The 22,215-nt window shown below is 61.9% G+C and carries 21 protein-coding genes; 9 read left to right on the forward strand and 12 right to left on the reverse strand.

Annotated elements, in window-relative coordinates; all coding sequences use genetic code 11:
- The 8 genes from AC0L3N_RS29920 to AC0L3N_RS29955 all read left to right on the forward strand — a co-directional run bounded on the left by AC0L3N_RS29920 (position 1) and on the right by AC0L3N_RS29955 (position 7,524).
- Positions 1-1,359 (forward strand): NAD(P)-binding domain-containing protein, encoded by a 1,359-nt coding sequence (locus tag AC0L3N_RS29920; protein WP_473551127.1) that lies wholly within the window; start codon positions 1-3, stop codon positions 1,357-1,359.
- A gap of 454 nt (positions 1,360-1,813) precedes the next feature.
- Positions 1,814-2,452, forward strand: a complete 639-nt coding sequence (locus tag AC0L3N_RS29925; protein ID WP_473551128.1) for a c-type cytochrome — start codon at positions 1,814-1,816, stop codon at positions 2,450-2,452.
- Positions 2,449-3,441 (forward strand): cytochrome c oxidase subunit II, encoded by a 993-nt coding sequence (coxB, locus tag AC0L3N_RS29930; protein ID WP_473551130.1) that lies wholly within the window; start codon positions 2,449-2,451, stop codon positions 3,439-3,441. The genes AC0L3N_RS29925 and coxB overlap by 4 nt, the downstream gene beginning before the upstream one ends.
- Positions 3,438-5,351: a cytochrome c oxidase subunit I gene (gene ctaD, locus AC0L3N_RS29935; RefSeq protein WP_473551131.1), complete on the forward strand. Its 1,914-nt coding sequence runs from the start codon at positions 3,438-3,440 to the stop codon at positions 5,349-5,351. The genes coxB and ctaD overlap by 4 nt, the downstream gene beginning before the upstream one ends.
- Positions 5,348-5,950, forward strand: coding sequence for a cytochrome c oxidase subunit 3 (locus AC0L3N_RS29940; protein ID WP_473551133.1), 603 nt, complete (start codon positions 5,348-5,350; stop codon positions 5,948-5,950). The genes ctaD and AC0L3N_RS29940 overlap by 4 nt, the downstream gene beginning before the upstream one ends.
- Positions 5,947-6,255, forward strand: coding sequence for a hypothetical protein (locus AC0L3N_RS29945; protein ID WP_473551134.1), 309 nt, complete (start codon positions 5,947-5,949; stop codon positions 6,253-6,255). Before AC0L3N_RS29940 ends, AC0L3N_RS29945 begins: the two co-directional genes overlap by 4 nt.
- Complete coding sequence (locus tag AC0L3N_RS29950; RefSeq protein WP_473551135.1) at positions 6,243-7,136, forward strand: cytochrome c oxidase assembly protein; 894 nt, start codon at positions 6,243-6,245, stop codon at positions 7,134-7,136. Before AC0L3N_RS29945 ends, AC0L3N_RS29950 begins: the two co-directional genes overlap by 13 nt.
- Positions 7,111-7,524 carry a c-type cytochrome gene (locus AC0L3N_RS29955; RefSeq protein ID WP_292191259.1) on the forward strand — a complete coding sequence of 138 codons (414 nt, stop codon included), beginning with the start codon at positions 7,111-7,113 and terminating at the stop codon, positions 7,522-7,524. Before AC0L3N_RS29950 ends, AC0L3N_RS29955 begins: the two co-directional genes overlap by 26 nt.
- A 19-nt stretch (positions 7,525-7,543) precedes the next feature.
- Here AC0L3N_RS29955 and AC0L3N_RS29960 read toward each other — a convergent pair whose 3' ends face one another.
- From AC0L3N_RS29960 to AC0L3N_RS30010, 11 genes are all read right to left on the reverse strand, one after another.
- Positions 7,544-8,542, reverse strand: coding sequence for a cytochrome c (locus AC0L3N_RS29960; protein ID WP_473551137.1), 999 nt, complete (start codon positions 8,540-8,542; stop codon positions 7,544-7,546).
- A gap of 269 nt (positions 8,543-8,811) precedes the next feature.
- Positions 8,812-9,003 carry a hypothetical protein gene (locus AC0L3N_RS29965; protein WP_473551138.1) on the reverse strand — a complete coding sequence of 64 codons (192 nt, stop codon included), beginning with the start codon at positions 9,001-9,003 and terminating at the stop codon, positions 8,812-8,814.
- A gap of 50 nt (positions 9,004-9,053) precedes the next feature.
- Positions 9,054-10,079: a serine hydrolase domain-containing protein gene (locus AC0L3N_RS29970; protein ID WP_473551141.1), complete on the reverse strand. Its 1,026-nt coding sequence runs from the start codon at positions 10,077-10,079 to the stop codon at positions 9,054-9,056.
- 152 nt (positions 10,080-10,231) lie between these two features.
- On the reverse strand, positions 10,232-12,214 hold the full coding sequence (locus AC0L3N_RS29975) for an ABC transporter permease (protein ID WP_473551142.1): 1,983 nt from the start codon (positions 12,212-12,214) through the stop codon (positions 10,232-10,234).
- Positions 12,211-13,284 carry a quaternary amine ABC transporter ATP-binding protein gene (locus AC0L3N_RS29980; RefSeq protein WP_473551144.1) on the reverse strand — a complete coding sequence of 358 codons (1,074 nt, stop codon included), beginning with the start codon at positions 13,282-13,284 and terminating at the stop codon, positions 12,211-12,213. Before AC0L3N_RS29980 ends, AC0L3N_RS29975 begins: the two co-directional genes overlap by 4 nt.
- 76 nt (positions 13,285-13,360) lie before the next feature.
- Positions 13,361-14,335 (reverse strand): ABC transporter substrate-binding protein, encoded by a 975-nt coding sequence (locus AC0L3N_RS29985; RefSeq protein WP_473551145.1) that lies wholly within the window; start codon positions 14,333-14,335, stop codon positions 13,361-13,363.
- A 434-nt stretch (positions 14,336-14,769) separates the two neighbouring features.
- A complete protein-coding gene (locus tag AC0L3N_RS29990; protein ID WP_473551148.1) occupies positions 14,770-15,555 on the reverse strand; it encodes an SDR family oxidoreductase in 786 nt (261 codons plus the stop codon).
- Positions 15,556-15,567: 12 nt separating this feature from the next.
- Positions 15,568-16,332 (reverse strand): SDR family oxidoreductase, encoded by a 765-nt coding sequence (locus tag AC0L3N_RS29995; RefSeq protein WP_473551150.1) that lies wholly within the window; start codon positions 16,330-16,332, stop codon positions 15,568-15,570.
- Between the two features lie 132 nt (positions 16,333-16,464).
- On the reverse strand, positions 16,465-17,973 hold the full coding sequence (locus tag AC0L3N_RS30000; protein WP_473551151.1) for a sugar ABC transporter ATP-binding protein: 1,509 nt from the start codon (positions 17,971-17,973) through the stop codon (positions 16,465-16,467).
- A 33-nt stretch (positions 17,974-18,006) separates the two neighbouring features.
- Entirely contained in the window at positions 18,007-18,945 is a 939-nt protein-coding gene (locus AC0L3N_RS30005) for a substrate-binding domain-containing protein (RefSeq protein ID WP_473551152.1), read from the reverse strand.
- A 150-nt stretch (positions 18,946-19,095) separates the two neighbouring features.
- Positions 19,096-20,106, reverse strand: coding sequence for an ABC transporter permease (locus AC0L3N_RS30010; RefSeq protein WP_473551154.1), 1,011 nt, complete (start codon positions 20,104-20,106; stop codon positions 19,096-19,098).
- Between the two features lie 433 nt (positions 20,107-20,539).
- Here AC0L3N_RS30010 and AC0L3N_RS30015 point away from each other — a divergent pair, with 433 nt between their 5' ends.
- The gene (locus AC0L3N_RS30015) at positions 20,540-21,502 is read left to right on the forward strand and encodes a sugar-binding transcriptional regulator (protein ID WP_473551155.1); all 963 of its coding nucleotides are present in this window, start codon (positions 20,540-20,542) and stop codon (positions 21,500-21,502) included.
- 27 nt (positions 21,503-21,529) lie between these two features.
- Here the strand turns inward: AC0L3N_RS30015 and AC0L3N_RS30020 are convergent, their stop codons facing one another.
- Positions 21,530-22,201: a hypothetical protein gene (locus AC0L3N_RS30020; protein WP_473551157.1), complete on the reverse strand. Its 672-nt coding sequence runs from the start codon at positions 22,199-22,201 to the stop codon at positions 21,530-21,532.
- Positions 22,202-22,215: the final 14 nt, after the last annotated feature.

The following is a 22,215-nucleotide window of genomic DNA, read 5'->3' on the forward strand; positions in this document are numbered from 1 at the left end:
ATGAAAAGTCGTGTTGCCGTCATCGGAGCCGGACCTTCCGGCATGGCCCAGCTTCGAGCCTTCAAGTCGGCGGCCGACAAGGGTGCGGACATTCCGGAAATCGTCTGCTTCGAAAAGCAGTCCGACTGGGGCGGCTTGTGGAATTACACCTGGCGCACCGGCCTCGACGAGCATGGCGACCCGGTGCATGGCTCGATGTACCGCTACCTCTGGTCGAACGGACCGAAGGAATGCCTCGAATTCGCCGACTACACGTTTGAGGAGCACTTTGGCCGTCCGATCGGCTCCTACCCGCCGCGCGCAGTGCTGTGGGACTATATCAAGGGCCGCGTCGAAAAATCCGACGTGCGCAAATGGGTGCGCTTCAACAGCCCGGTGCGCATGGTGACCTTCTCCGACGCGACGAAAAAGTTCACCGTCACCGCGCATGACCGCACCAACGACGTCACCTATTCCGAAGAGTTCGACAACGTCGTTGTTGCCTCGGGGCATTTTTCCATACCCAACGTTCCCTATTTCGAGGGTTTTTCGAGCTTCAATGGCCGCATCCTGCACAGCCATGATTTCCGCGACGCCATGGAATTCAAGGACAAGGACATCCTGATCATCGGCCGCTCCTATTCGGCCGAGGATATCGGCTCGCAATGCTACAAATACGGCGCCAAATCGATCACCTCCAGCTACCGCTCGAAGCCAATGGGCTTCAATTGGCCTGACAACTGGAAGGAAGTGCCGCTGCTGCAGAAGGTCGTCGGCAGGACCGCGCATTTCAAGGACGGCAGCACCAGGGATGTCGACGCCATCATCCTGTGCACGGGCTACCTCCATTCATTCCCGTTCCTCACCGAGGATCTGAAGCTCAAGACCGCCAACCGCATGTGGCCGGACGGGCTCTATGAGGGCGTCGTCTGGGAGAAGAACCCTCAGCTGTCCTATATCGGCATGCAGGACCAGTTCTACACTTTCAACATGTTCGACGCGCAGGCCTGGTTCGCGCGCGACGTCATCATGGGCCGCATCGAACTGCCCTCGGCAGAAGCGATGGCGGAACATGGCAGGAGATGGCGGGCGCGCGAGGAAACGCTGGAAGACGCCGAGCAGATGATCTGGTTCCAGGGCGACTACACCAAGGAGTTGATGGAGCAGACCGATTATCCGGGATTCGACGTCGAGGCGACAAATCAGACCTTCATGGAATGGGAGCACCACAAGGCGCAAGACATCATGAGCTTCCGCGACCACGCCTACCGCTCCCTGATGACCGGCACGATGGCGCCGTTGCACCATACGCCATGGCTGCAGGCGATGGATGATTCGATGGAGAGCTATCTGGAAGTGAAAGGGGTGGCGGCGGAATAGCAGCTTCCTCAGCGCACCACAGCAGCGGCAATCCAAGCTGCTTTCGCCAGGTTCAAGTCCGGCTCCAACCAATACCAGTTCAAAAGGCCTGCTAACCAATGGTTTAGCGGGCCTGTGTGCACCATCAAGGTACCGCCATTTTGCGACACTTGCGCCAGATCTGGCGTCAGCGACAGCTGCCCCTGGTTGCTGGCTGGTGCGCCTGCGTAAAATCGGAAGGAGCGGAAAGTTCGAACGGTATTGGAACTATGCGGTTCCTTGACGGTTTGATTTCTCGCGCAAACTTTGCCGGCAGAACCCAATGAGGATCAGGGAAAAACGCCGGGCATCGGCTTTGACAACGGTCCCGTTGGGGATCGGGGCGAAAACGCCATCCTACAAGCTTCCGCCGGCACGTCTCAACCGGCCGAGCCACATGCCGATCAATTGAGGATCGCCGGGTGAGAGGTCCGCGATGTCGTCAACTGTTTCAGGCCCAACTTTCTCAGGCCCAATTTTCTCACGCAAAGCATTCAGGCTGCTTGCTATCGCTGGTCTCTTTGTCGTTGCGCTCGCAGTGGTGGCTACTGTGGGTCTGCTACGGCAGCCGCGACAATACCGCGTCGATCCCCCTGTATCGGCAGCGCTCGACGGGTTGCGCCTGATGCCGAACGGCATAGCGGGCGCTCCACCGGAAGTCTATTTTGCGCTGGGCCAACCCTATGAGGAGACAGCTTACGATCTCAACCAGGGCAAGCGCCTCTATTCCTGGTTCGGCTGCGCATCATGTCACGGCGACGGAGAGGGCGGGGCCGGGCCATCGTTTTTGGACGGATGGTGGCTATACGGGCCATCGATGGTTTCGATTGCAGCTTCCATTCGTGATGGGCGCCCGCATGGGATGCCGGCATTCCGTCACAAAATGACAATTGATGAGATTTGGCAGCTCGCGGGCTACGTCAAAGCCATCGGAGCCTATTCCGCTAAGCTGACTGCGCCAAGCAGGAACGACGACCGGCAGACCCGGCCGGCGGAGAATCGTGCGCCGGCTGCGATCCTCTTCGATCAGGGGTCGGCCCCGGTCCGTCGTCCAGAGCAGGGGCCGTCGCCTTGAAAACAGCCGCGATTTCCCTCCCGCTCCTGCTATTGCTTTCCGGATGCGGCGGCGTTCAGTCGGCTCTCGACGCACACGGGCATACCGCGATCCTTCTCAAAAGCCTGATCATTTTCGTCGTGGCGACCTGTTTCGCCGTGTGGATCATCGTCATGCTCGTGCTCATCTGGTCGCTCATGCGCCGTCGTGACGGGCAGGCGGCTGATGATCGAAGCTTGCATCGGCGGATGACGATAGCGGTATCCGGGGCGGTCGCGGCGACGGCACTCATCATCAGCGGATTGACGATCGCCAGCTTTTACACGACGCGCGGCCTCGACCCGGCTCGGGATCGCGACGTGACGATCCGTGTTCGCGCCCAGCAATGGTGGTGGCAGTTCATCTATGAGGACGCCGATCCAGCGCAGTCTTTCCATACCGCCAACGAAATCCATATTCCTGTCGGGAAAGCGGTGCGTGTGCGGCTCGAAAGCAGCGACGTCATCCACTCCTTCTGGGTGCCGAGCCTTGCGGGAAAGCAGGATCTTATTCCGGGGCGAGAGAATATCCTGACGCTTCGGGCGGAGCGGCCAGGCGTCTATCGCGGCCAATGCGCTGAGTTCTGCGGGCTTCAGCACAGCCATATGGCTCTTTTTGTCATCGCGGAAGACGAGGAGAGTTACCGGCAATGGGCCTCAGCCCAGCGGAAAGAAGGCCTGCAGCCACGCGAGCCGGAAATTGTCGCCGGCAAAGCCGTGTTTATGGCGAGACAATGTGCTGCCTGCCACACGATCCGCGGGACCGAGGCATCCGGGACCACCGGCCCGGATCTAACCCATATAGGAAGCCGCCACAGCATCGCCGCCGGGCTACTTGAGAACACCCGCGGCTCGCTTGCAGCCTGGATCGCCGACCCGCAGACGCTCAAGCCCGGCAACAACATGCCGATGGTGCCGCTCTCGGCCGACGAACTGCGGCAGATCTCCGCCTATATGGACAGCCTGAAATGACGACCGAGCGGAGATCATCGGCAGCGACCGACATCAATCTGGACGATGCCGAACTCGACCGTCAGCTCGATCGGACTTGGGCCGGACGGACGAGCTTTTGGGGTGCGATCGCCGCCGTTGATCACAAGGTGATCGCGCGGCGCTACATCGTCACCGCATTCGTGTTTCTTATCCTCGGCGGCATGCTCGCGCTTGCGATGCGCATCCAGCTGGCGCAGCCGGAGGCGCGCTTTATCGACGCGGATCGCTATAACCAGATCTTCACCATGCACGGGTCGAACATGATGTTCCTGTTCGCCGTGCCGGTGATGGAAGCCATGGCGGTTTATCTCGTGCCTCTGATGGTCGGCACGCGCAATATAGCCTTCCCGAGACTGAATGCCTTTTCCTATTGGGTATTTCTGGCCGGCGGCATCCTGCTTTGGATTTCCTTTGCGCTCGACACGGCGCCGGATGTCGGTTGGTTTGCTTACGTGCCTCTCTCGGGACCTGAATATGGCTCAGGCAAACGCGCTGACGTCTGGGCACAGATGATCACCTTCACCGAATTGTCGGCGCTCGCGGTCGCGGTGGAAATTGTCGTCACGATTTTGAAGCAACGCGCGCCGGGCATGTCGCTCGATCGGATACCCCTGCTGGTCTGGTCCATGCTCGTTATGGCGTTCGTCGTCATCATGGCGATGCCGGCCATCATGTTCGAGAGTTCGACCCTGATCATGGATCGTCTCGTCGGAACGCAATTCTACAATCCCGCCGAAGGCGGCGATGTACTGCTCTGGCAGCACCTGTTCTGGTTCTTCGGTCACCCGGAGGTCTACATCATTTTTTTGCCGGCGGTCGGCATGGTTTCAACCATACTTCCGACGTTCGTGCAGCGTCCGATATTCGGTTATCTACCCGTGGTGATGGCGCTGATCGCGACCGGAGTATTGGCGTTCGGGCTGTGGGTGCATCACATGTTCGTGGTCGGGCTGCCGCGGCTCGCGGAGAGCTTTTTCACCGCATCGAGTATGGCGATCGCGATTCCCGCGGGCGTCCAGATCTTCTGCTGGCTGGCGACGCTCTGGGCAGGGCGGCCGATATTCAAGACGCCTCTGCTCTTCGTGATCGGCTTCATCATCACATTCGTGATCGGTGGCCTGACGGGAGTGATGGTGGCGTCGGTGCCGTTTGACGCTCAGGTCCACGACACCTATTTCGTCGTCGCGCACTTCCACTACGTGCTGATCGGCGGCGCGGTCTTCCCCTTGATCGCTGGCATCTATTACTGGTTTCCCAAGATGACCGGCCGGATGATGAGCGAGCGGCTGGGGCGGTGGTCATTCTGGCTGATCTTCATCGGCTTCAACCTTACCTTTTTCCCGATGCACATTCTCGGGTTGCAGGGCATGCCGCGCCGCATCTACACCTATCAGCCGGAGATGCCCTGGGGCGGGCTTAATCTGTTCATCAGCCTCAGCGCAGTCATCCTGTTTTCAGGCTTTCTCGTCTTCTTCATTGACGTCGTTCGCAGTTGGTCGGCCGGCAGGCCGGCCGGGCAAAATCCATGGAACGCATCGACCCTTGAATGGGCAATGAATTCGCCGCCTCCTCCCTATAATTTTCGTCGCATTCCGGTCGTCGATGCGCGCGATCCTCTTTGGTGTGGATCTGATGAACTGCCGGTGGCCTCAGGCCTGCGGACCGATCGTCGCGAACTTTTGATCAGCAGCGTTGTTGAAGCCCTGCCAGAAGCGCGCGAGTCATCGCCGCGGGATTCGGTCTGGCCATTTTGGGCGGCTATCGCCACTTTGATCATGCTGATCTGGTCGATCTTTTCGCCCTGGGCCATCGTCTGGGGCTCCATCCCGATCGCGATCACCCTGATCGGATGGTTCTGGCCGAAGGGTATTGCGGAGGATGAGTCGTGAAGGAACGGCCGGTCCTCGATGTTTCGAAACTGCCGCTGCACGGCATGGGAATAGCAAGCCCGGCCTGGTGGGGCACGTGCACCTTCATCCTCATCGAAGGATCCGCCTTCGGCCTGGCGATAGCCGTCTATTTCTACCTCATGAGCCTGGCGCCGCACTGGCCGCCCGATGTGCCGCCGCCCGATCTGTTTGCGGGAACATGTTTGACAGTTCTGCTCCTGGCGAGCGTCGTGCCGAACGTCCTCGTATCCCGCTGGGCGCATCAGAGGAAGCTGGGAAGGGTTCGCATCGGCCTCGTGGTGATGTCGCTGTGCGGCATAGCGCCACTCGCGTTGCGCATTTTCGAATTTCCGGCTCAGCATGTGAACTGGGACGATAGCGCCTACGGCTCGATTGTATGGACCATACTCGGCCTTCACACCGTCCATATCATCACGGATCTCATCGATACGCTGGTGTTGGCGTGCCTGATGTTTTCTCGGCATGGCGACAATGTGCGCCGGTATGGTGATGTCGAAGACAATGCACTCTATTGGAACTTTGTCGTCGTTGCGTGGCTTCCTCTCTATGCCTGTATTTATTGGGTGCCACGTCTATGAGTATCGGAGCGGCGAGGTATAGCGGATTTTTGGCGCCGGGCGTTTGGGCGATCAACACCCAACTCGGCCAAATGCTTCCCTATGTGGACTGTGCCAGCAGCACCAGCTGGACGGCGGTAGCGGCGTTCGCCGCTACCTTTCTGGCGCTGACAGGCGTGCTCATCTCGCGTGACGATGGCAGTTCGACAGCCTCTAGAACCAAGCTCTTCGTCAGCACGCTGAATGTACTCCTCGGCCTCACCTTCGTCTTTGCCCTTGTCCTGCAGGGAGCAGCTACGCTGCTGCTGAGTGCATGCGAACGCTGACCGCCATCGTGCTGCTTCTGATGGGTGCCAGCCGGGTGGCGGCGCATGACGGGGAAGCGCATGGCTCGGCATTCGTCTGGACTTTCGATCCGTGGGTCGTCGTTCCGATCGCCGTGGCCGGCGGTCTCTACGCAGCCGGTTCGTTCAGGCTGTCGCAGCGGTCGAACGGTCGGCACTTTCTGATCAGATCCGCAGCCGCTTATTGGGTCGGATGGATCGTGTTGGCGGCTGCGTTGATTTCACCTCTACATTATCTAGGGGAGCACCTGTTCACCTTCCATATGGTGGAGCATGAGCTCGTCATGGCGGTTTCGGCGCCGCTTTTTGTGCTGGCGCGACCAATGGGCGTGCTGCTCTGGGGTCTGCCGAGGTCGAGCCGGCGTCTGGTCCGCAACGCCGTGAAAACGGCTCTTGTCGGAAAGACCTGGGAGGCCTTGAGAACAGGACCCGGAGCAACCCTGCTGCACGGTCTCGCCATATGGGTCTGGCATGCGCCAGTCCTGTTTGATGCAGCGCTGAGCGATATAACGCTTCACCGGCTGCAGCATGTGAGCTTTTTCGTCACGGCGGTCCTTTTCTGGTGGGTAATGGTCTGGCGAAGCGACCGCGGCTTTGCCTCGTGCCACCTGTTCCTCACCATGCTGCATACCAGTGTTCTCGGCGCCCTGATCGCGCTTGCACCGCGCGCCATCTATGTGACGCAGACGCGAACCGCCGATGACTGGGGCCTGACGCCGCTGGAGGATCAGCAACTGGCGGGAATCCTAATGTGGGTGCCCGGCGGCATCATCTATGCCGGAGCGGCGCTGACGATGCTTGCGCTGTGGATCGCAAATTCGGGCAAGGGAGGTCTCGATGCCCGTCGTTTCCCTTCGCCCTGATTTCCGTTTTGTTTTGGCGAGCGCCCTGTTGGGATTGCTGCTGGTCGGGGTCGGAGCCAACCTCATCAAAGACCGTGAGCAGCGTCGCGCGGTGGCGGTGGCGATGACAGGCGGTGATCCGTCACGGGCCCCCGCGATTTTTCGCAGGTATGGCTGTGGAGGATGCCACGTCATTCCGGGCATAGCCGGCGCGGACGGCAAGGTCGGCGGACCGCTCGTCGATCTGCGGCAGCAGGTCTACGTTGGCGGGGTGGTCAACAATACCCCGGACAATCTCGTCCAATGGATTGTTTTCCCGCAGCGCTTTTCATCACGGTCGGCAATGCCCGCAACCGGTATTTCGGAAGCAGAGGCGAGAGATCTTGCAGCCTATCTTTATGCCCGTTGAGTCAAGTATTCACGCTGAGTCAGGGATGCGGTGTTGGCCGTGCCGGCAGAGACTTGATGTAGCGCGCGATCGCCAGGCGGTCGCTTTGCGGCAGTTGAGTGATATTGGAGACGACATCGACCATCGACGATCCCACGCGCAGGTGTTCCGGCGTTCTCCCGCTCGTCAGAATTTCTGCGATCTCGGTCTCGGACCACTGGCCGATACTGCTCGGCGTGATGTTCGGTACAAACCCCGTACCCTCGGGATCGGGACCTCCCGCGAACCGCGTTGACGGCTTGATCGCCCCCAGGCTGTTGCGCGTCGAATGGCAGTCGTCACAATGCCCGAGTACCTCTACCAGATAGGCGCCTCGATCATGAACGGGATCGCCGTTCAGGCGTGCCTCTGATCCGCCCTCATCGAAGAACAGCAGTTTCCAGAGGCCAAGAAGGCGGCGGATACGAAACAGCAGAGGGAGGTCGTGCGGCGGCGGGCGCCCGGAAACGGCCGGCAGCGTTTGCAGATAGGCATAGAGATCCCCAACGTCCTCGATACGCATGCCTGTGTAATTGGGATAAGGGAAAGCGGGATAATAATGTTCATCAGCCGGCGACACGCCGGAGATCAACGCATTTGCCAGATCGGCGGCCGACCATGATCCGATTCCATCGATGGGATCCGGTGAGATATTGGGAACGCGGAACGTTCCGAAAGGGGATGCGAGTGCTAGGCCGCCACCAAGATTGAGCGGATCGGATTGGCCTGGCCTCGCATGGCAGGAACCGCAGCCGGCCGCAGCAAAGACGAGCCGCCCGCGAGCCGCATCGCCTCCCATCAATGTCCGATCGTCAGGCTCCGACCGAGGATTCGTCGCCGTGATGAACCAAAGCGCAGAAAACAACCCCACGATGGCAACGGCGAGCACCCATAACCAGCGTAGATTGTTCGCTCCGCCGCCGTTCACCAGTAGGCGACGTTCAGATAAAGCGTCTCGATGTGCTTCGTCATGAGCGGGACCATCGCCGTCGTCTATCATCGGTTCATCGCGCTTAGGCAGCTGGAGCTCACAGTCTTTCGAAATTTTCGCCACCTCAGCGGCATGACTACAAACCAATGCCCAGGACACATGTTCCCGATTTTGGGACGTTGCCGCTTTTGGCGGTGCCGATGAATGCTGAAGGCAGGCGCACAGCGAGCGGCTATTCCTGGCTGGGATGTGTTTACGAGCCAAACCCAGGTCAACGGAAAGGAGATGCCTGCACTCATGACGGACGACCTCACGAACGCCGGAGCGGCTGTTTCCGGCTACCCCAGCCTTGCCCGTGCCTTTGCCGTCCAGGCGTTGAACAGCCGGTCGGCGACGAGGCCGATGAAGGCGACGGCCAGTCCGGCGACGATGCCGCGGCCGGAATCGGCCTTGAACAGCGCGATGAGCACCTGCTGGGCCGACTCGCGCTTGCCGACCATGGCGCAGATGATGATCATCGCCAGCGCCATCAGGATCGTCTGGTAGACGCCAAGCCCTTCAAATTCTCTGTGCAGAGATACTAGTTGCTGCGAGCCTCGCGCACGTCTTTCGTCGCCTCAATGATCCGCTCGAGCAGGGCATGGAGATCGTCGCGGTGGCCGCTGCGTCCGGCGGGGCCGTTTTCATCTGAAGTCATGACCACGGTCAACGCGCGCCCGGGCACAACGTAGACCATCTGCCCGCCATACCCCCACCCGTAGAAGACCGCTTCGCCCGCGATCTGACGCATGAACCAACCATAGCCATAACCGTCACCGGTGAAACGGGAGGCTGTGCGTGGCTGCCAGGAGAGCTTGATCCAGTCGGCCGGCACGAGCTGCCGTCCGCTGCGGCTCATCCCGCCGCTGCGGTAGAGCTCGCCAAAGGCGAGCAGCGAGCGCGGGCTCATGGCCATCTGGTTGCCGCCGAGATAGATGCCCTGTGGGTCGCGGTCCCAGGCGGCGATGGAAAAGCCCTGCTGCGGCCCGAGCCATTCGCGCGCCAGTTCCAGCGTCGAGCGGCGGGTCCGCCGCGTCAGGATCGCCGAAAGGAGATGGGTCGAGCCGGTGGAATAGAGCATGGTGCCGCCCGGATCGTCGTCGAAGGGCATGGCGAGCGCTGCCCGCACCCAGTTGTCGTCTGCCACCCAGCGCCCGTAGTTTGGGCCGGAGGTCCGACCCAGCCCCGCCTGCATGGAAAGCAGATGACCGATCGTAACCTGCTGGAGCCGCGGATCCGCGTCGGCGGGCAGGTCGGCCTGAAGAAGCGGAGCGATCTTCTGGTCAGTGCCTTGCAGCACGCCCTTGTCGATGGCGATGCCGACGAGCGCCGAGATGATCGACTTGGAGGCCGATTTTATGTTGGCAGGACGTGCCGGAGAGTGGCCGCGATAGCCACGCTCCGCCACCACCGCGCCCTCATGCGCGATGGCAACCGTGCGCAGCGGCGTCAGGCGATCGGCCTCGTCAAGGAGCTTTCCAAGCCGCTGCTCCAGGCCATCCGCAGCGTGAGCAGCGACGGACAGGATGAGCAGAAAGGCTAGAATCACGGTGGGGCGCTTCAGCATGAAGCCAGCTTGGGGTGCATTTTGGGCAAGACGAAGGTGACGTGGCTGGCAAGACGTCTTGGCGCGAGATCAGTCGGATATCGCTGGCCGTTTGGCTTAGGTCCGGGCGCGAGGCTGACGTTTCGGGGGCCGCTCGATCCTCTATTTTCCGGCTACCCCAGCCTTGCCCGTGCCTTGGCCGTCCAGGCGTTGAACAGCCTGTCGGCGACGATGCCGATGAAGGCGATGGCCAGTCCGGCGACGATGCCGCGGCCGGAATCGGCCTTGGACAGCGCGATGAACACCTCCTGGCCAAGATCGCGGGTGCCGACCATGGCGCAGATGATGATCATCGCCAGTGCCATCAGGATCGTCTGGTTGACGCCCAGCATGATCTCAGGCAGCGCCAGCGGCAGTTGCACGCGCAGGAACGTCTGGCGCTTGGTGCAGCCCGACACCTTTGCCGCCTCGATCAGTGCCGGCGGCACCTGCCTGAGGCCGTGATTGGTGTAGCGGATGGCCGGCACCACGGCGAAGGCGACGGTGGCGATCATCGCAGTCACATCGCCGACGCGGAACAGCATCACCACCGGGATGATGAAGCAGAACGACGGCAGCACCTGCAGCGTGTCGATGATCGGCGTGACGACCTTCTCGACACGATCGCTGCGCGATGCCATCAGCCCGATCGGAATGCCGATCAGGCAAGCGATGAAGGCCGAGATGCCGCAGAGATAGACCGTCGCCATGGTCTTTTCCCAGAGGCCTGTCACCGCGCAGAAGATGGTCAGCGCCGCGACCAGGGCGGCGAGGTGCAGACCGCCGAGCTGGTAGCCGGCAAGGCCAAGCAGGAACACCGCGCCCAGCCACGGGAAGCCCTCGCAGAAGGCGCGCACCGGGTTCAGCACATTGAGGATCAGCGCCACGCGGAACGCTTCGATCGTGTCGAAGAAGTTGATCGTGATCCAGCTCACTGCTGTCTTCCACATGGGTGCGGTGGTAAAGGTGATCGCCTTCGGCACTGCGGCGAAGGCCGGCACGAGCAGGCCAAGCAGTGTCGTGACGGCAAGGATGGCGATGGCCAGCGTCAGGTTGGGGTAGCGGCGCCAGAAGCTCGGGCTCACCTCCTGATAGACATGACCTTGCGCGTGATTGCGTGCGATCGCCTGGCTCAGGCGGTCGAGCGCGATTGCCAGTGCGACGATGGCGAGGCCGGCTTCCATCGCTTCGCCGACCTTCAGCGCCCTGAGCGCCAGCAGCACGTCGTAGCCGAGGCCGCCGGCGCCGATCATCGAAGCGATGATCACCATATTGAGCGCCAGCATGATGACCTGGTTGACACCGACCATCAATGTCGGACGCGCCGAAGGCACAAGCACGCGCCACAGTTTCTGGCGCGCCGTGCAGCCGGCCATCTCGCTGAAATCGTCGATTTCGGACGGCACCCGCGACAGTCCCAGCATCGTCGCGCGCACCATCGGCGGCGTCGCGAAAATGGCCGTCGCGATCATCGCCGAAACCGGACTGTTGCCGAACAGCAGAAGCATCGGGATCAGATAGGCGAAGGTCGGGATGGTCTGCATCAGGTCGAGGGCAGGGGAGATCAACAGCCTCTCCGCCCAAGGCTTGCGCCACGCCCAGATGCCAACGAACAATCCGGTGACGATGCAGAACGGCACGGCAATCGAGATCAGCCCGAGCGTCAGCATGGCGCTGGTCCACTGGCCGAACAGCGCGATGTAGAGAAAACAGCCGCCGACCAGCGCGCCGAGCTTCCAGTCGCCGGCGGCGCGGCCGGCCAAGAATGCAGCGATACACATGCCGACCCAGGACAAGCGTGGCAAGATGATCATATCCGCGCCACGGCCGATCTTGAAATTCTTGGCAAGCAGATTGAGCGCGAAATCGAGCGGCACGCTGAGCGTCGCGGTGATCGACCGCGTCAGCCAGGAAAGGTTCGACTTTATCAGGTTCATCAGCGCGCTGACCCAGTCGGCGACCGGAACGATTGCGCCAGCCGGATAGTTGACCGCCCAGGGCAGCCTGTTCTGCAGCAGGAACACGGCAAGCACGGCGGCAAGGGCGCAGGCCCAGACCACCAGCCAAATCTGAACCGGCCGCGATCTCGCCTCGCTGGTGCTTGCCGTCACTGTCATGAGCCGGCCCCGGGACGTGCGATGCCGGCAAGAAGATCGATCACGGCTTGCGGCGTGACCTCGCCGATCGGCTTGCCGGTGCCGTTGACCACGGCGAACGGCTTGCCGACTGAGACGATGCTTGCCGAAAAACTTGATATCTTGGCATCCGGCGCGACCATGCCGCCATGTTCGGTGCCGTCGCAGGCGCGCATCAGGCTTCGCGCCGAGATCACCTTGGCGCGGTCGACGTCACGGGTGAATTCAGCGACATAGTCGGTCGCCGGATTGACCACCAGCTCTTCGGGCGTGCCGATCTGGATGACCTCGCCGTCCTTCATGATGGCGATGCGGTCGGCCAACCGGATGGCCTCGTCGAAATCATGGGTGATGAAGACGATGGTCTTGTGCAGCATGGTCTGCAGCCGCATCAGTTCGTCCTGCATCTCGCGGCGGATCAGCGGATCGAGCGCCGAAAATGGCTCGTCGAGAAACCAGATTTCCGGCTTGGTGGCGAGGCTGCGGGCGATGCCGACACGCTGCTGCTGGCCGCCGGAAAGCTCACGCGGATAGAAATGCTCGCGGCCGCGCAGGCCGACAAGCTCGATCACTTCCCGCGCGCGCTTCTCGCGCGTCGGCCGGTCCTGCCCCTGGATGCCCAAGGGAAAGGCGATGTTCTCCAGCACATTCAGATGCGGCAGCAGGGCGAAATTCTGGAACACCATGCCCATGCGGTGGCGTCGCAATTCGATCAGCGCGGCATCGGAGATCTTGAGGAGATCCTTGCCCTCGAACTCGACCTTGCCATGCGTCGGCTCGACCAGCCGCGACATGCAGCGCACCAACGTCGATTTGCCGGAGCCGGACAGGCCCATGATGATGAAGATCTCGCCTTGGCGGATTTCGAGGTCGACGGCGCGCACCGCGCCGACCAGACCGGCCGCGGCGACCTCCGCCATGCTGGCCTTGCCGTCGCGCTGGCGGATGAAATTGGCCGCGTTCGCGCCGAACAGCTTCCAGACGTTGCGGCAGGCGAGCTTTATCGGGCGGGCATCTGCCGCTTGCGGCACCTGTTCAGTCGTATCGGCCATGCAATCGTCCTTCTGGAATATGGGATAGAGACCCGGCCACAAGGGGCCGGGTCTCGCAGTTTCCCAGTTGGAACGATCACTCGGCCCAGGCTTTCCAGTCGGCTTCGTGGGCGGCGATCCAGGCGGCGGCGACGTCTTCCGGCGGCTTGCCTTCGAGATCGATCTCGCCGCTCATCTTGTTGAGCTCGTCGGTGTCGACCGTGTAGTTCTTCGCGACCTTGTAGGCGACCGGCCATTTGTCCTTCATGCCGGCCCAGGAATATTTCCAGATCTCGCCATGCGGCTTGCCGCAGTCATATTTCGCTTCAGGGTTCACACCCCATTTCGGGTCGTTGTAGCATTCCGGCGTATAGTCGGGAAATTCGACCCATTCGCCCTTGTACTTGGCTGGCGCCCAATGTGGCGAATAGACCCACAGCATGATCGGCGCCTTGCGCTGATAGGCCGAATCCAGTTCGGCGAACATCGCCGCGTCGGTGCCGGCATGGATGACGGTGAAGGGCAGTTTCAGCGCCGCGGCACGCTCGTCGTCAAAACCTTCCCACGTCACCGGGCCGCCGAGGTAGCGGCCGTTCGGCGCCGTTTCCGCCGTCGAGAAGGCTTCGGCGCATTTCGGGTCCTTCAGCGCCTCCCAGTTCGGCAGGCCCGGGCATTTCTCTTTCATGTATTCGGGATACCACCACTCTTCCTTGGCCTTGGGCCCGAGCGCACCGAGGCGTTCGGTCTGCCCGGTCGCATCCGAGGCCTTCATGGCTTCGCCGGCCGTCGTGTCCCAGAATTCCAGCGCGACAGTGAGATCGCCATTGGTGAGGCCGGTGGTCAGGCTTGAGAGATAGTCGGCGGTCGGGTACTCGACCGTGTATCCGAGCTTTTCCAGAATGCCGCCGAGGATCTTTGCGTTCAGATTGACGCTGGTCCAGTCGAACAGGGCGATCTTGATCGGGTCGTTGGATTCTGGCGCCGCAGCCTGGGCCGAAGGCGCGAGTGCGCTTGCCGCGGCAAGTGTTAAGGCTCCCATTGATAATCTCGAAATCAAACTCCGAAGTGACATGCCTGTTCTCCTGTCAAGCTCTGGTGGAAGTTATCGTTCGTTCCCTTCTTGCGTCTTTTTTGATTGTGTTGGAAGAGCTGGTCGTTGCGCAAGTCCATTGGCACCGAATTGCTGTCGGCGCTGAAGTAGGCGCACACGCAATGATGCCCCAATTCGATGAAGATGTCGTGCGGCCCGCGTCATGGCTGCCGTGCTGCCGAAGCAGTGATCTGCGGATTGATCGCCGGTCTTGCGGCGCCCTCAAGCTTGCGAGCCATCAAGGTCCCATGATGTCGGCTGCCGGCAGTCGCCGAAGCCATTTTCATGGGATGAAATTATATATACCAACGTTCATGTCGCGCAACGATTAACGCGGCGCGGATCGCGCAATTCGGCCGCAGTTTCGCCGCCTGCCGATTATATCAGCAGATTGACGCGTGAACCTGCCCCGTTGCTCACGACATGATCAGGCCGCCATCGACATTGATGGTCTGGCCGGTGATATAGGCGGCGTCGCTGCTGGCCAGGAAGCTGACCAGGCCGGAAACATCCTCGCCGCTGCCGGCGCGGCCCATCGGGATGTTCTTCACCCATTCGGCCATCAACTCGCCGGGCTTGTAGTCGCCCATCAGCTTGCCCCATGCCGCGTCGTTGTAGGCCCACATGTCGGTGTCGATGATGCCGGGACAGATCGCGTTGACGGTGATCTTCTCCTTGGCCACTTCCTTGGCTAGGCTCTGAGTGATGCCGACGACGCCGAATTTCGAGGCGGCATAGTGCGGCGTATAGATGAAGCCCTGTCGCGCCTGGCCGGATGCGGTGTTGATCAGCCTGCCGCCGTCGCCATGTTTGCGGATGCGCGCGATTGCCTCCTGGCAGCACAGGAACACGCCCTTGGTGTTGACCGCCATTATCTTGTCCCATTCGGCCTCGGTCATCGCCTCGATCCTGGCGATGGTGATGACGCCGGCATTCTGTACGGAGATGTCGACGCGGCCGAACTGCTGTTCGGCCAGATCGTAGAGGGCGGCGACCTCGTCCTTCTTGGTCACGTCCATGCGCAGCGATGCGACCTTGGCGCCTTCCGCCTTCAGTCCGGCGGCGATCTCGTCGACGCGCGTGTCGATGGCGCTGACGACGACAGCCGCGCCCTCAGCCGCGAAGCGCCTGGCCAAGGCCGCGCCAATGCCGCCGCTGGCGCCGGTGATGACCGCCGTCTTTCCCTCGAACCGCTTCTGCACTTTCCTGTTCTCCTACCAGCAGACGAAGCCGCCATCGACGATCAGGTCGATGCCGGTGACGAAACTCGAAGCGCGACTGGCCAGGAACACGGTCGGGCCGACCATCTCTTCCGGCGCCGCCATGCGCCCCATCGGCGTATCGCGCTCGAAGATCCTGACCTGGTCGGCGACCTCCGGCCGCTTGTTCATCGGCGTCAGCGTGTAGCCGGGGCTGACGACGTTGACGCGCAGGCCGCGATCGGCCCATTCCATGGCAAGGCTCTTCGACATGTGGATGACGGCGGCCTTGGATGAATTGTAATGCGCCTGGGTCAGGCCGCGATTGACGATCGAGCCCGACATCGAGGCGATGTTGATGATCGAGCCCTTGCGCCGCGTCAGCATTGCGCGCGCTTCGGCCTGGCAGGACAGGAACACGCCGTTGACATTGACGTCGTAAAGCTTCTGCCATTTCTCCAGCGACAATGTCTCGGCCGGCTCTGCCGCGGCAACGCCGGCATTGTTGACGGCGACGGTCAGCGCGCCCAGTTCCTTCTCCGTGCGTTCGATCGCCGCCGCGAGATCGGCCTCTGAAGTCACCGTGCCGGACAGCACCAGCGCCTTGCGGCCGAGCGCCGAAATTCTGTGCGCGGTCTCGTCCAGCCCGCCCTTCGAGGCATGGCCGAAACAGGCGATGTCGGCGCCGGCCTCGGCCAGGCCGATGGCGATTGCTTGCCCGATGCCGCTGCCGGCGCCGGTGACGAGGGCAACGTCCCCATGAAGATCGAATAGTTTCATCGAAATGTTTCCTGTTGAGCCGCCGGTGCTGCCCTGGGAAGGAAGGGCGCCAGTCTCGACTGGCGCCCCGCGCGGTCCGGTGCTTGGGAGGGTATCACCTGCTGCGCTCTATTCCGATCCTTTATGCCGCCGTCAGCTTGTGGCGAGCTCCATGACGGCGACGTTGTTCGCTTCGCTGCGGTCGAGAATGCCGCGCTGGCGGCCACGGCTCAGCACCAGCACGCGATGCGACAGGCCGAGCACTTCCTCGAGGTCGGAACTCACCACCACCACCGCCATGCCGGAGCGGGCGAGGTCGGCGATGACGTCGTAGATCGCGGCGCGGGCGCCGACATCGATGCCGCGTGTCGGCTCGTCCAGGATGAACACCTTGGGCGGCCGTGAAATCCATTTGGCGATGATCACCTTCTGCTGATTGCCGCCGGAAAGCTTGCTGATCGCCTGGTCAGGCCGGCCCTTGACGCCAAGCCGGCCAATGCCGGCCTCGGCGAATTTCTGTACCGCCTTCGGAAACACCCAGCCATTCGGCGCGACATGGTCGAAATTGCCGATCGCCAGATTCTCGCCGATGGTCTGGTCGAGCACCACGCCTTGCGCCTTGCGGTCTTCCGGCACCAGCACGACCCCGGCCTTGATCGCCGCCGCTGGGTCATTGAGGTGAACCGGTTTGCCGCCGACACGCACTGAGCCGGACGAAATCGGATCGGCGCCGGCAATCGCCCGCACCAGCTCCGTGCGGCCGGCGCCGATCAGTCCGGCGATGCCGAGGATTTCACCGGCCCGCACCGAAAAGCTGACATTCTGGAAGCTGCGTTCCGGCGAGGACAGGTTCTCGACTTCGAGCAGCGCCTCATCGCCTGGCACCGACAGCGGCGGGAACATCCGCTCGACGCTGCGGCCGACCATCTGCTCGACCACGGTGCGCACCGGAATGTCGGCGCGCTCGTGCCGGGCGACGATGCGCCCGTCGCGCATCACCACCACGCGGTCGGCGATCTCAGCGATCTCGTCCAGCCGGTGGCTGATATAGATGAAGGACATGCCTTCCGCCTTGAGCTTGCGGATCTGCTGGAACAACAGTTCCGTTTCCTCGCTGCCAAGTGCTGCTGTCGGTTCGTCGAAGATCAGAAGCTCGGCATTGAGCGTCAACGCCTTGGCGATCTCGACCTGCTGCTGGGCGGCGATGCGCAGCGTGCGCACCTTGCGCTCCGGCGAAACGTCGAGGCCGAGCCGCCTCAGTTGGGCCGATGCCCGCGCATTCATAGCCGCGCGGTCGATGCGGCCGCCGCGCATCGGCAGGCGTCCGACATAGACGTTCTCGGCGACCGACAGATCCGGCAGCAGCTTCAATTCCTGATGGATCATTCCGACGCCGGCGTCGATAGCGGCGGCGGGAGAGGCGGGGGAATAGGGCTTCCCCCGCCATGTGATGGTGCCGGCATCGGATTTGGTCGACCCGGCGATGATGTTCGAAACGGTGGACTTGCCTGCGCCATTTTCGCCAAGCAGCGCCACGACCTCGCCCGGCCGCACCTCGAAGCTCGCATCGGCCAGGACCTGGACCGGTCCGTAGCTCTTGCAGAGGCCGCTGACGAACAGCCCCAGATGCGGGGTCTGCGTGTGGCTGGGATCCAAGGACATCGTTCCGCTCATCAACTGCCGGACTCTTTGGGATCAGGGATGCTTGGCGATGAACTGATCGACATTTTCCTTGGTGGTCAGCGTCGCGTCCTGAAGCTGTTCTGCGGGAACGGTTTCGCCGGCCACCAGCTTGATCGCCGCATCGACGGAAAGCCGGCCCATGCCTTGTGTCTGCTGCGTCGCGGTTACGTCGAAAACGCCGCCCTTCAGAGCCTTGAGCGCCGCCACGTCGCCGTCGAAGCCGGCAACCCAGACCTTGTGGCCGGGATTGGCGACCTTGACCGCCTGCGCGGCACCGAGCGCCAACGCGTCGGCCTGGCCGATGACGATCGATACGTCGGGATGGGACTGCAGCAGGTCCTGCGTCAGCTTGAAACCTTCGTCCTGATGCCAGCCTTCGCTCCATAGCTCGCCGACCACCTTGATGTCGGGATAGGCGCTCAGCGCTTCGCCACAGCCCTTCGACCGGTCGACCTCGGGCGTCGTGCCTTTCTGGCCATGGATGATGATCAGTTCGCCCTTGCCGCCGGCCTGCTTGGCGATGTAGTCGCACACCGCCTTGGCCGATGCCACGCTGTTGGTGGCGATGAAGGTGTCGCCGGGTGCGCCTTCGGCGTTGCGGTCGACATTGATGACCGGGATGCCGGCGGCCTTGGCCGTCTTGGTCGGCACGGTGGCGGCGGTGGCGCCGGCCGGGATGTAGATCAGCGCATCGATGTTCTGCGTGATCAGATCCTGCACCTGGCTGACCTGGGTCGCCGAATCGCCCTTGGCATCGACGGTGACGATTTCGATGCCCTTTTCCTTGCCATAGGCTTCGACGGACTGCTTGATCTGGTTGAAGAAGTCAGCCTGCAGATTGGCGACGGCAAGGCCAAGCTTCTTGGCCTCCTTGGCCGACGCCATGTCGGACAATCCGAGCAGCGGAATGACGGCCGCGGCAGCAAGCAGCAATGAACGTTTGGTCAGCATGTGTTTTCCTCCGTTGATGTTCAATCTGTCCCGCCGGCGCATCATGGCGCCCCCTTGGCCGAACAACTCCCAGTTTCGGATCACCGATCCGTTTTCGCCCGGACCTCCCAGGCGAATCTCATTGCGCGCCGCTCTTCAATGCGCTCCGCTTCATTGTGCTCTGCGCCGCCATGTATCCGTGGCCACCGCCAGCGCGATCACGACGCCGATCACCACTTGTTGGATGAAGGGCGACACGCCGAGCAGGTTCAGCCCGTTGCGCAGCACGCCGATGATCAGCACGCCGATCGCGGTGCCGCCGATCGAGCCGATGCCGCCCGACAGGCTGGCGCCGCCGATCACCACCGCGGCGATCGTGTCCAGCTCGTAGCCGAAGCCGGAGCTCGGCTGGACGGAATCGAGCCGTGCCGCAAGCACGATGCCGGCGAGCCCGGCCAGCACACCGCAGATTGCGTAGACCCAGTTGGTCAGCGACTTGACCGGTATGCCGGACAGCCGCGCGACTTCGGCGCTGCCGCCGATCGCGTAGAGGCTGCGGCCGGTCGCGCGGTAGTTCAGGAAGATCGCGAAGATGATGGCCAGCACGATCATCAAGCCGACGGTGACCGACAGGAAGCCGAAATGGCGGATAATCGACAGGCTGGTGAACCAGTCGGGAAAGCCGATGATCTGCGAGCCGTCGGTGATCATGTTGGCGAGACCGCGCGCCACCGACATCATGGCCAGCGTGGCGATGAAGGGCGGCAGCTTGGTGACGGTCACGAGCAGGCCTGAAACCAGCCCGCAAAGTCCAGCAACGACAAGCGCTGTGACGATGCCGGCGGGCATGCCGAGATTGAGATGGTCGGGATGGGCGACGAACCCCATCACCATGGCGGCGAGCGCCAGCACGGAGCCGACGGAAAGATCGATGCCGCCGATCAGGATGACCAACGTCATGCCGATCGCCATGATGCCGAGCACGGTGACCTGGTCGAGCACGTTGAGGATGTTGCGGACGGTCAGGAACGTGTCGGTGGTCAGCGACAGCGCAAGGCACAGCAGCACCAGCCCGATCAGCGGTCCCAAGGTTCCGGCGAACAGGGCCGAAAGCTTCGCGCCCGCCGCGGCCTGCGCACTTGGGCCGGCCTTCAACTCGCTTGCACTGTTGCTCACAGCCATCTTGTCTCCTCCATCAGCGATCCGGCGATGCGTCGTCGGCTCACTCTTGCTCACCAGGCACCTCCCTGTGAACAATTTATCTTTGATATGCAATTTTGTTCAGCTAAACTGTTCGTCGGAAAATTGTCAAGGCCCGCCGCATCATTCCACGCCGGTTTGCGCCGCCAGCCGGTTTGCCTTACGAAAGGGCATGAAATGCCGCGTTTCAGGTCCGCTCTCATCCTGCGACTTCGTTTCGGCTGCTTGAGCAGGCCGAGACGGCCAAGACAAAGTAAATGTTGACCATTTTGGCTTTCATCTCGCGTTGTAGACGATATCCTGTCGATGTCTTAAACCTTGAATCCTCGGCACGCAGATCGATTTCGTGGCGCTTGGCCGGATACGCCATTTGAATGGCATTTAAGGATTCGGACGACCGCGGGAGGGCAAAAAGATGGCGATGATAGAGAATGACAAGGCCTCGCGCCTCCCGGATGCCGAGCTGAAGGCCCGTGCCGCATGGCACTATTATGTCGAGGGGCTGACGCAGGAGAGGATTTCGGAGATCCTCGGCATTGGCCGCATCAAGGTGCATCGCATCCTCTCCGCCGCGCGTGAGGAGGGCGTCGTCCAGTTCCGCATCCGCGACAGCGTCGTCGAATGCTTGGTGCTGGAAGAGGCCTTGAAGCAGCGTTTCGGGCTCAGCCAGGCCATTGTGGTGCCGTCGGCCGCTGACCGAAGCAATGCGCCGCTGATGATCGGCCATGCCGCGGGCGCCTATCTGGCCGACAATGTGAATGCCGGCGATGTCATCGCACTGGGCTGGGGGCGGACGCTGAAATTCGCCATCAATGAACTGCCGCGGCGGCCGATCGCCAGGACCACGGTAGTCTCCATGCTGGGCGGCCTCACCCATGCCCAACCGCTCAATCCGACCGAGAGCGCCTGGGAGTTCGCCGAAAAGATCGGCGCCGAGTGCTTCCTGTTGCCGGTGCCGGTCTATGCCGACAGGCCGGAGCAGCGCGAAGCTTTCATGAGCCAGCGCAGCGTTCAAGATGTCGTCTTCCGCGCGCGCCGGGCAAACATCGCCGTGCTCAGCGTCGGATCGTTTTCCAACGACAGCCCGATCGCCAATTACGGCTTCATCAAGCCCAGCGAACTCGAGGAGTTGCAGACGGCCGGCGCTGTTGGCGATATTTTGTGCCATTTCGTTGACGCCGAGGGCAGGCTCGTCGACCATGAGGTCAATCGTCGGGTCTGCGCCTATCCGCTGCAGGACCTGTCGGACATCCCGGCCATCATCCTGGTTTCGGGAGGGCAGGAAAAAATCGCGATCATGCGGGCGGCGCTCGCCAACACCAAGGTATCGGTTCTGATCACCGACGAGGATGCCGCCAAGGGCCTGCTCAACCGCTGAGTTTTGCGCGCCTAGGACAGAGGCACCTCAAAATTCACAGGGCTTGGGGCGGCTGTCATATGACCAGTCGGCGAGAGCCACTGGCTTGAATTCTCCTTCGATAGGTCTGCCGTCATCCAGTCCTTGCGAGGCGATGCCTTTGCCGGTGAGATAGTTGATGTCGCAACTGCCCAGCGTTGTTTCCACGTCGCCATCGGACGTCTGGACGTTCCAGTCCCAGTACCGGCTATAGCCGGCGACCAGCAATTTGCCGCCGCGATGGACGACCATGAGGGTCTCCGCCCATGATTTGTTGGCTCCGCAGCCGAAACAGGAGGTGACGCTCAGCGATCCTTTGCCCTTGCTTTGGAGCTCAAGAACTCGGCCCTCCGTAAGCGCCCTCTTGATGAAAGCCGGCTTGCGCGAAGGATCGAGCTTTTCATCGCCGGCAGCCAGATAGATGTAAAGGTCCGCTTGCCCACTGTCGGGATCCTGCACCATTACGGCCCGATCCATCTGCCCATCATCATCGATGTCGAGCGCAACCTCGAGCGGCGCCTCGGCCGCGGGCCCGTTCTCCGCGAGCGAGGACATTGGAATTGCCGCAACGGCGACAATCCAAGACAAGGCCGCATGATGAAACGCCGTCTTCATGAGCAATCCAATGCCCCGGAATCGAGCATTGGAATCTAACATTGGCTGGACAAGACGCAAAATCAAAGACGCCAGACGTC

The organism is Mesorhizobium sp. WSM4807, from assembly GCF_055811615.1.

Excerpts from the sequence above, each read along its gene's own strand:
- ctaD (WP_473551131.1), top strand. The coding sequence starts at position 3,438 with ATGACGACCGAGCGGAGATCATCGGCAGCGACCGACATCAATCTGGAC.
- AC0L3N_RS29980 (WP_473551144.1), bottom strand. The coding sequence starts at position 13,284 with ATGGCCGATACGACTGAACAGGTGCCGCAAGCGGCAGATGCCCGCCCG.
- AC0L3N_RS29985 (WP_473551145.1), bottom strand. The coding sequence starts at position 14,335 with ATGTCACTTCGGAGTTTGATTTCGAGATTATCAATGGGAGCCTTAACA.
- AC0L3N_RS30015 (WP_473551155.1), top strand. The coding sequence starts at position 20,540 with ATGGCGATGATAGAGAATGACAAGGCCTCGCGCCTCCCGGATGCCGAG.
- AC0L3N_RS29925 (WP_473551128.1), top strand. The coding sequence starts at position 1,814 with ATGTCGTCAACTGTTTCAGGCCCAACTTTCTCAGGCCCAATTTTCTCA.
- AC0L3N_RS29970 (WP_473551141.1), bottom strand. The coding sequence starts at position 10,079 with ATGCTGAAGCGCCCCACCGTGATTCTAGCCTTTCTGCTCATCCTGTCC.
- AC0L3N_RS30010 (WP_473551154.1), bottom strand. The coding sequence starts at position 20,106 with ATGGCTGTGAGCAACAGTGCAAGCGAGTTGAAGGCCGGCCCAAGTGCG.
- AC0L3N_RS29950 (WP_473551135.1), top strand. The coding sequence starts at position 6,243 with ATGCGAACGCTGACCGCCATCGTGCTGCTTCTGATGGGTGCCAGCCGG.
- AC0L3N_RS29975 (WP_473551142.1), bottom strand. The coding sequence starts at position 12,214 with ATGACAGTGACGGCAAGCACCAGCGAGGCGAGATCGCGGCCGGTTCAG.
- AC0L3N_RS30005 (WP_473551152.1), bottom strand. The coding sequence starts at position 18,945 with ATGCTGACCAAACGTTCATTGCTGCTTGCTGCCGCGGCCGTCATTCCG.
- AC0L3N_RS29995 (WP_473551150.1), bottom strand. The coding sequence starts at position 16,332 with ATGAAACTATTCGATCTTCATGGGGACGTTGCCCTCGTCACCGGCGCC.
- AC0L3N_RS29965 (WP_473551138.1), bottom strand. The coding sequence starts at position 9,003 with ATGGCGCTGGCGATGATCATCATCTGCGCCATGGTCGGCAAGCGCGAG.
- AC0L3N_RS29960 (WP_473551137.1), bottom strand. The coding sequence starts at position 8,542 with ATGATAGACGACGGCGATGGTCCCGCTCATGACGAAGCACATCGAGAC.
- AC0L3N_RS29945 (WP_473551134.1), top strand. The coding sequence starts at position 5,947 with ATGAGTATCGGAGCGGCGAGGTATAGCGGATTTTTGGCGCCGGGCGTT.
- AC0L3N_RS29920 (WP_473551127.1), top strand. The coding sequence starts at position 1 with ATGAAAAGTCGTGTTGCCGTCATCGGAGCCGGACCTTCCGGCATGGCC.
- AC0L3N_RS30000 (WP_473551151.1), bottom strand. The coding sequence starts at position 17,973 with ATGTCCTTGGATCCCAGCCACACGCAGACCCCGCATCTGGGGCTGTTC.
- AC0L3N_RS29955 (WP_292191259.1), top strand. The coding sequence starts at position 7,111 with ATGCCCGTCGTTTCCCTTCGCCCTGATTTCCGTTTTGTTTTGGCGAGC.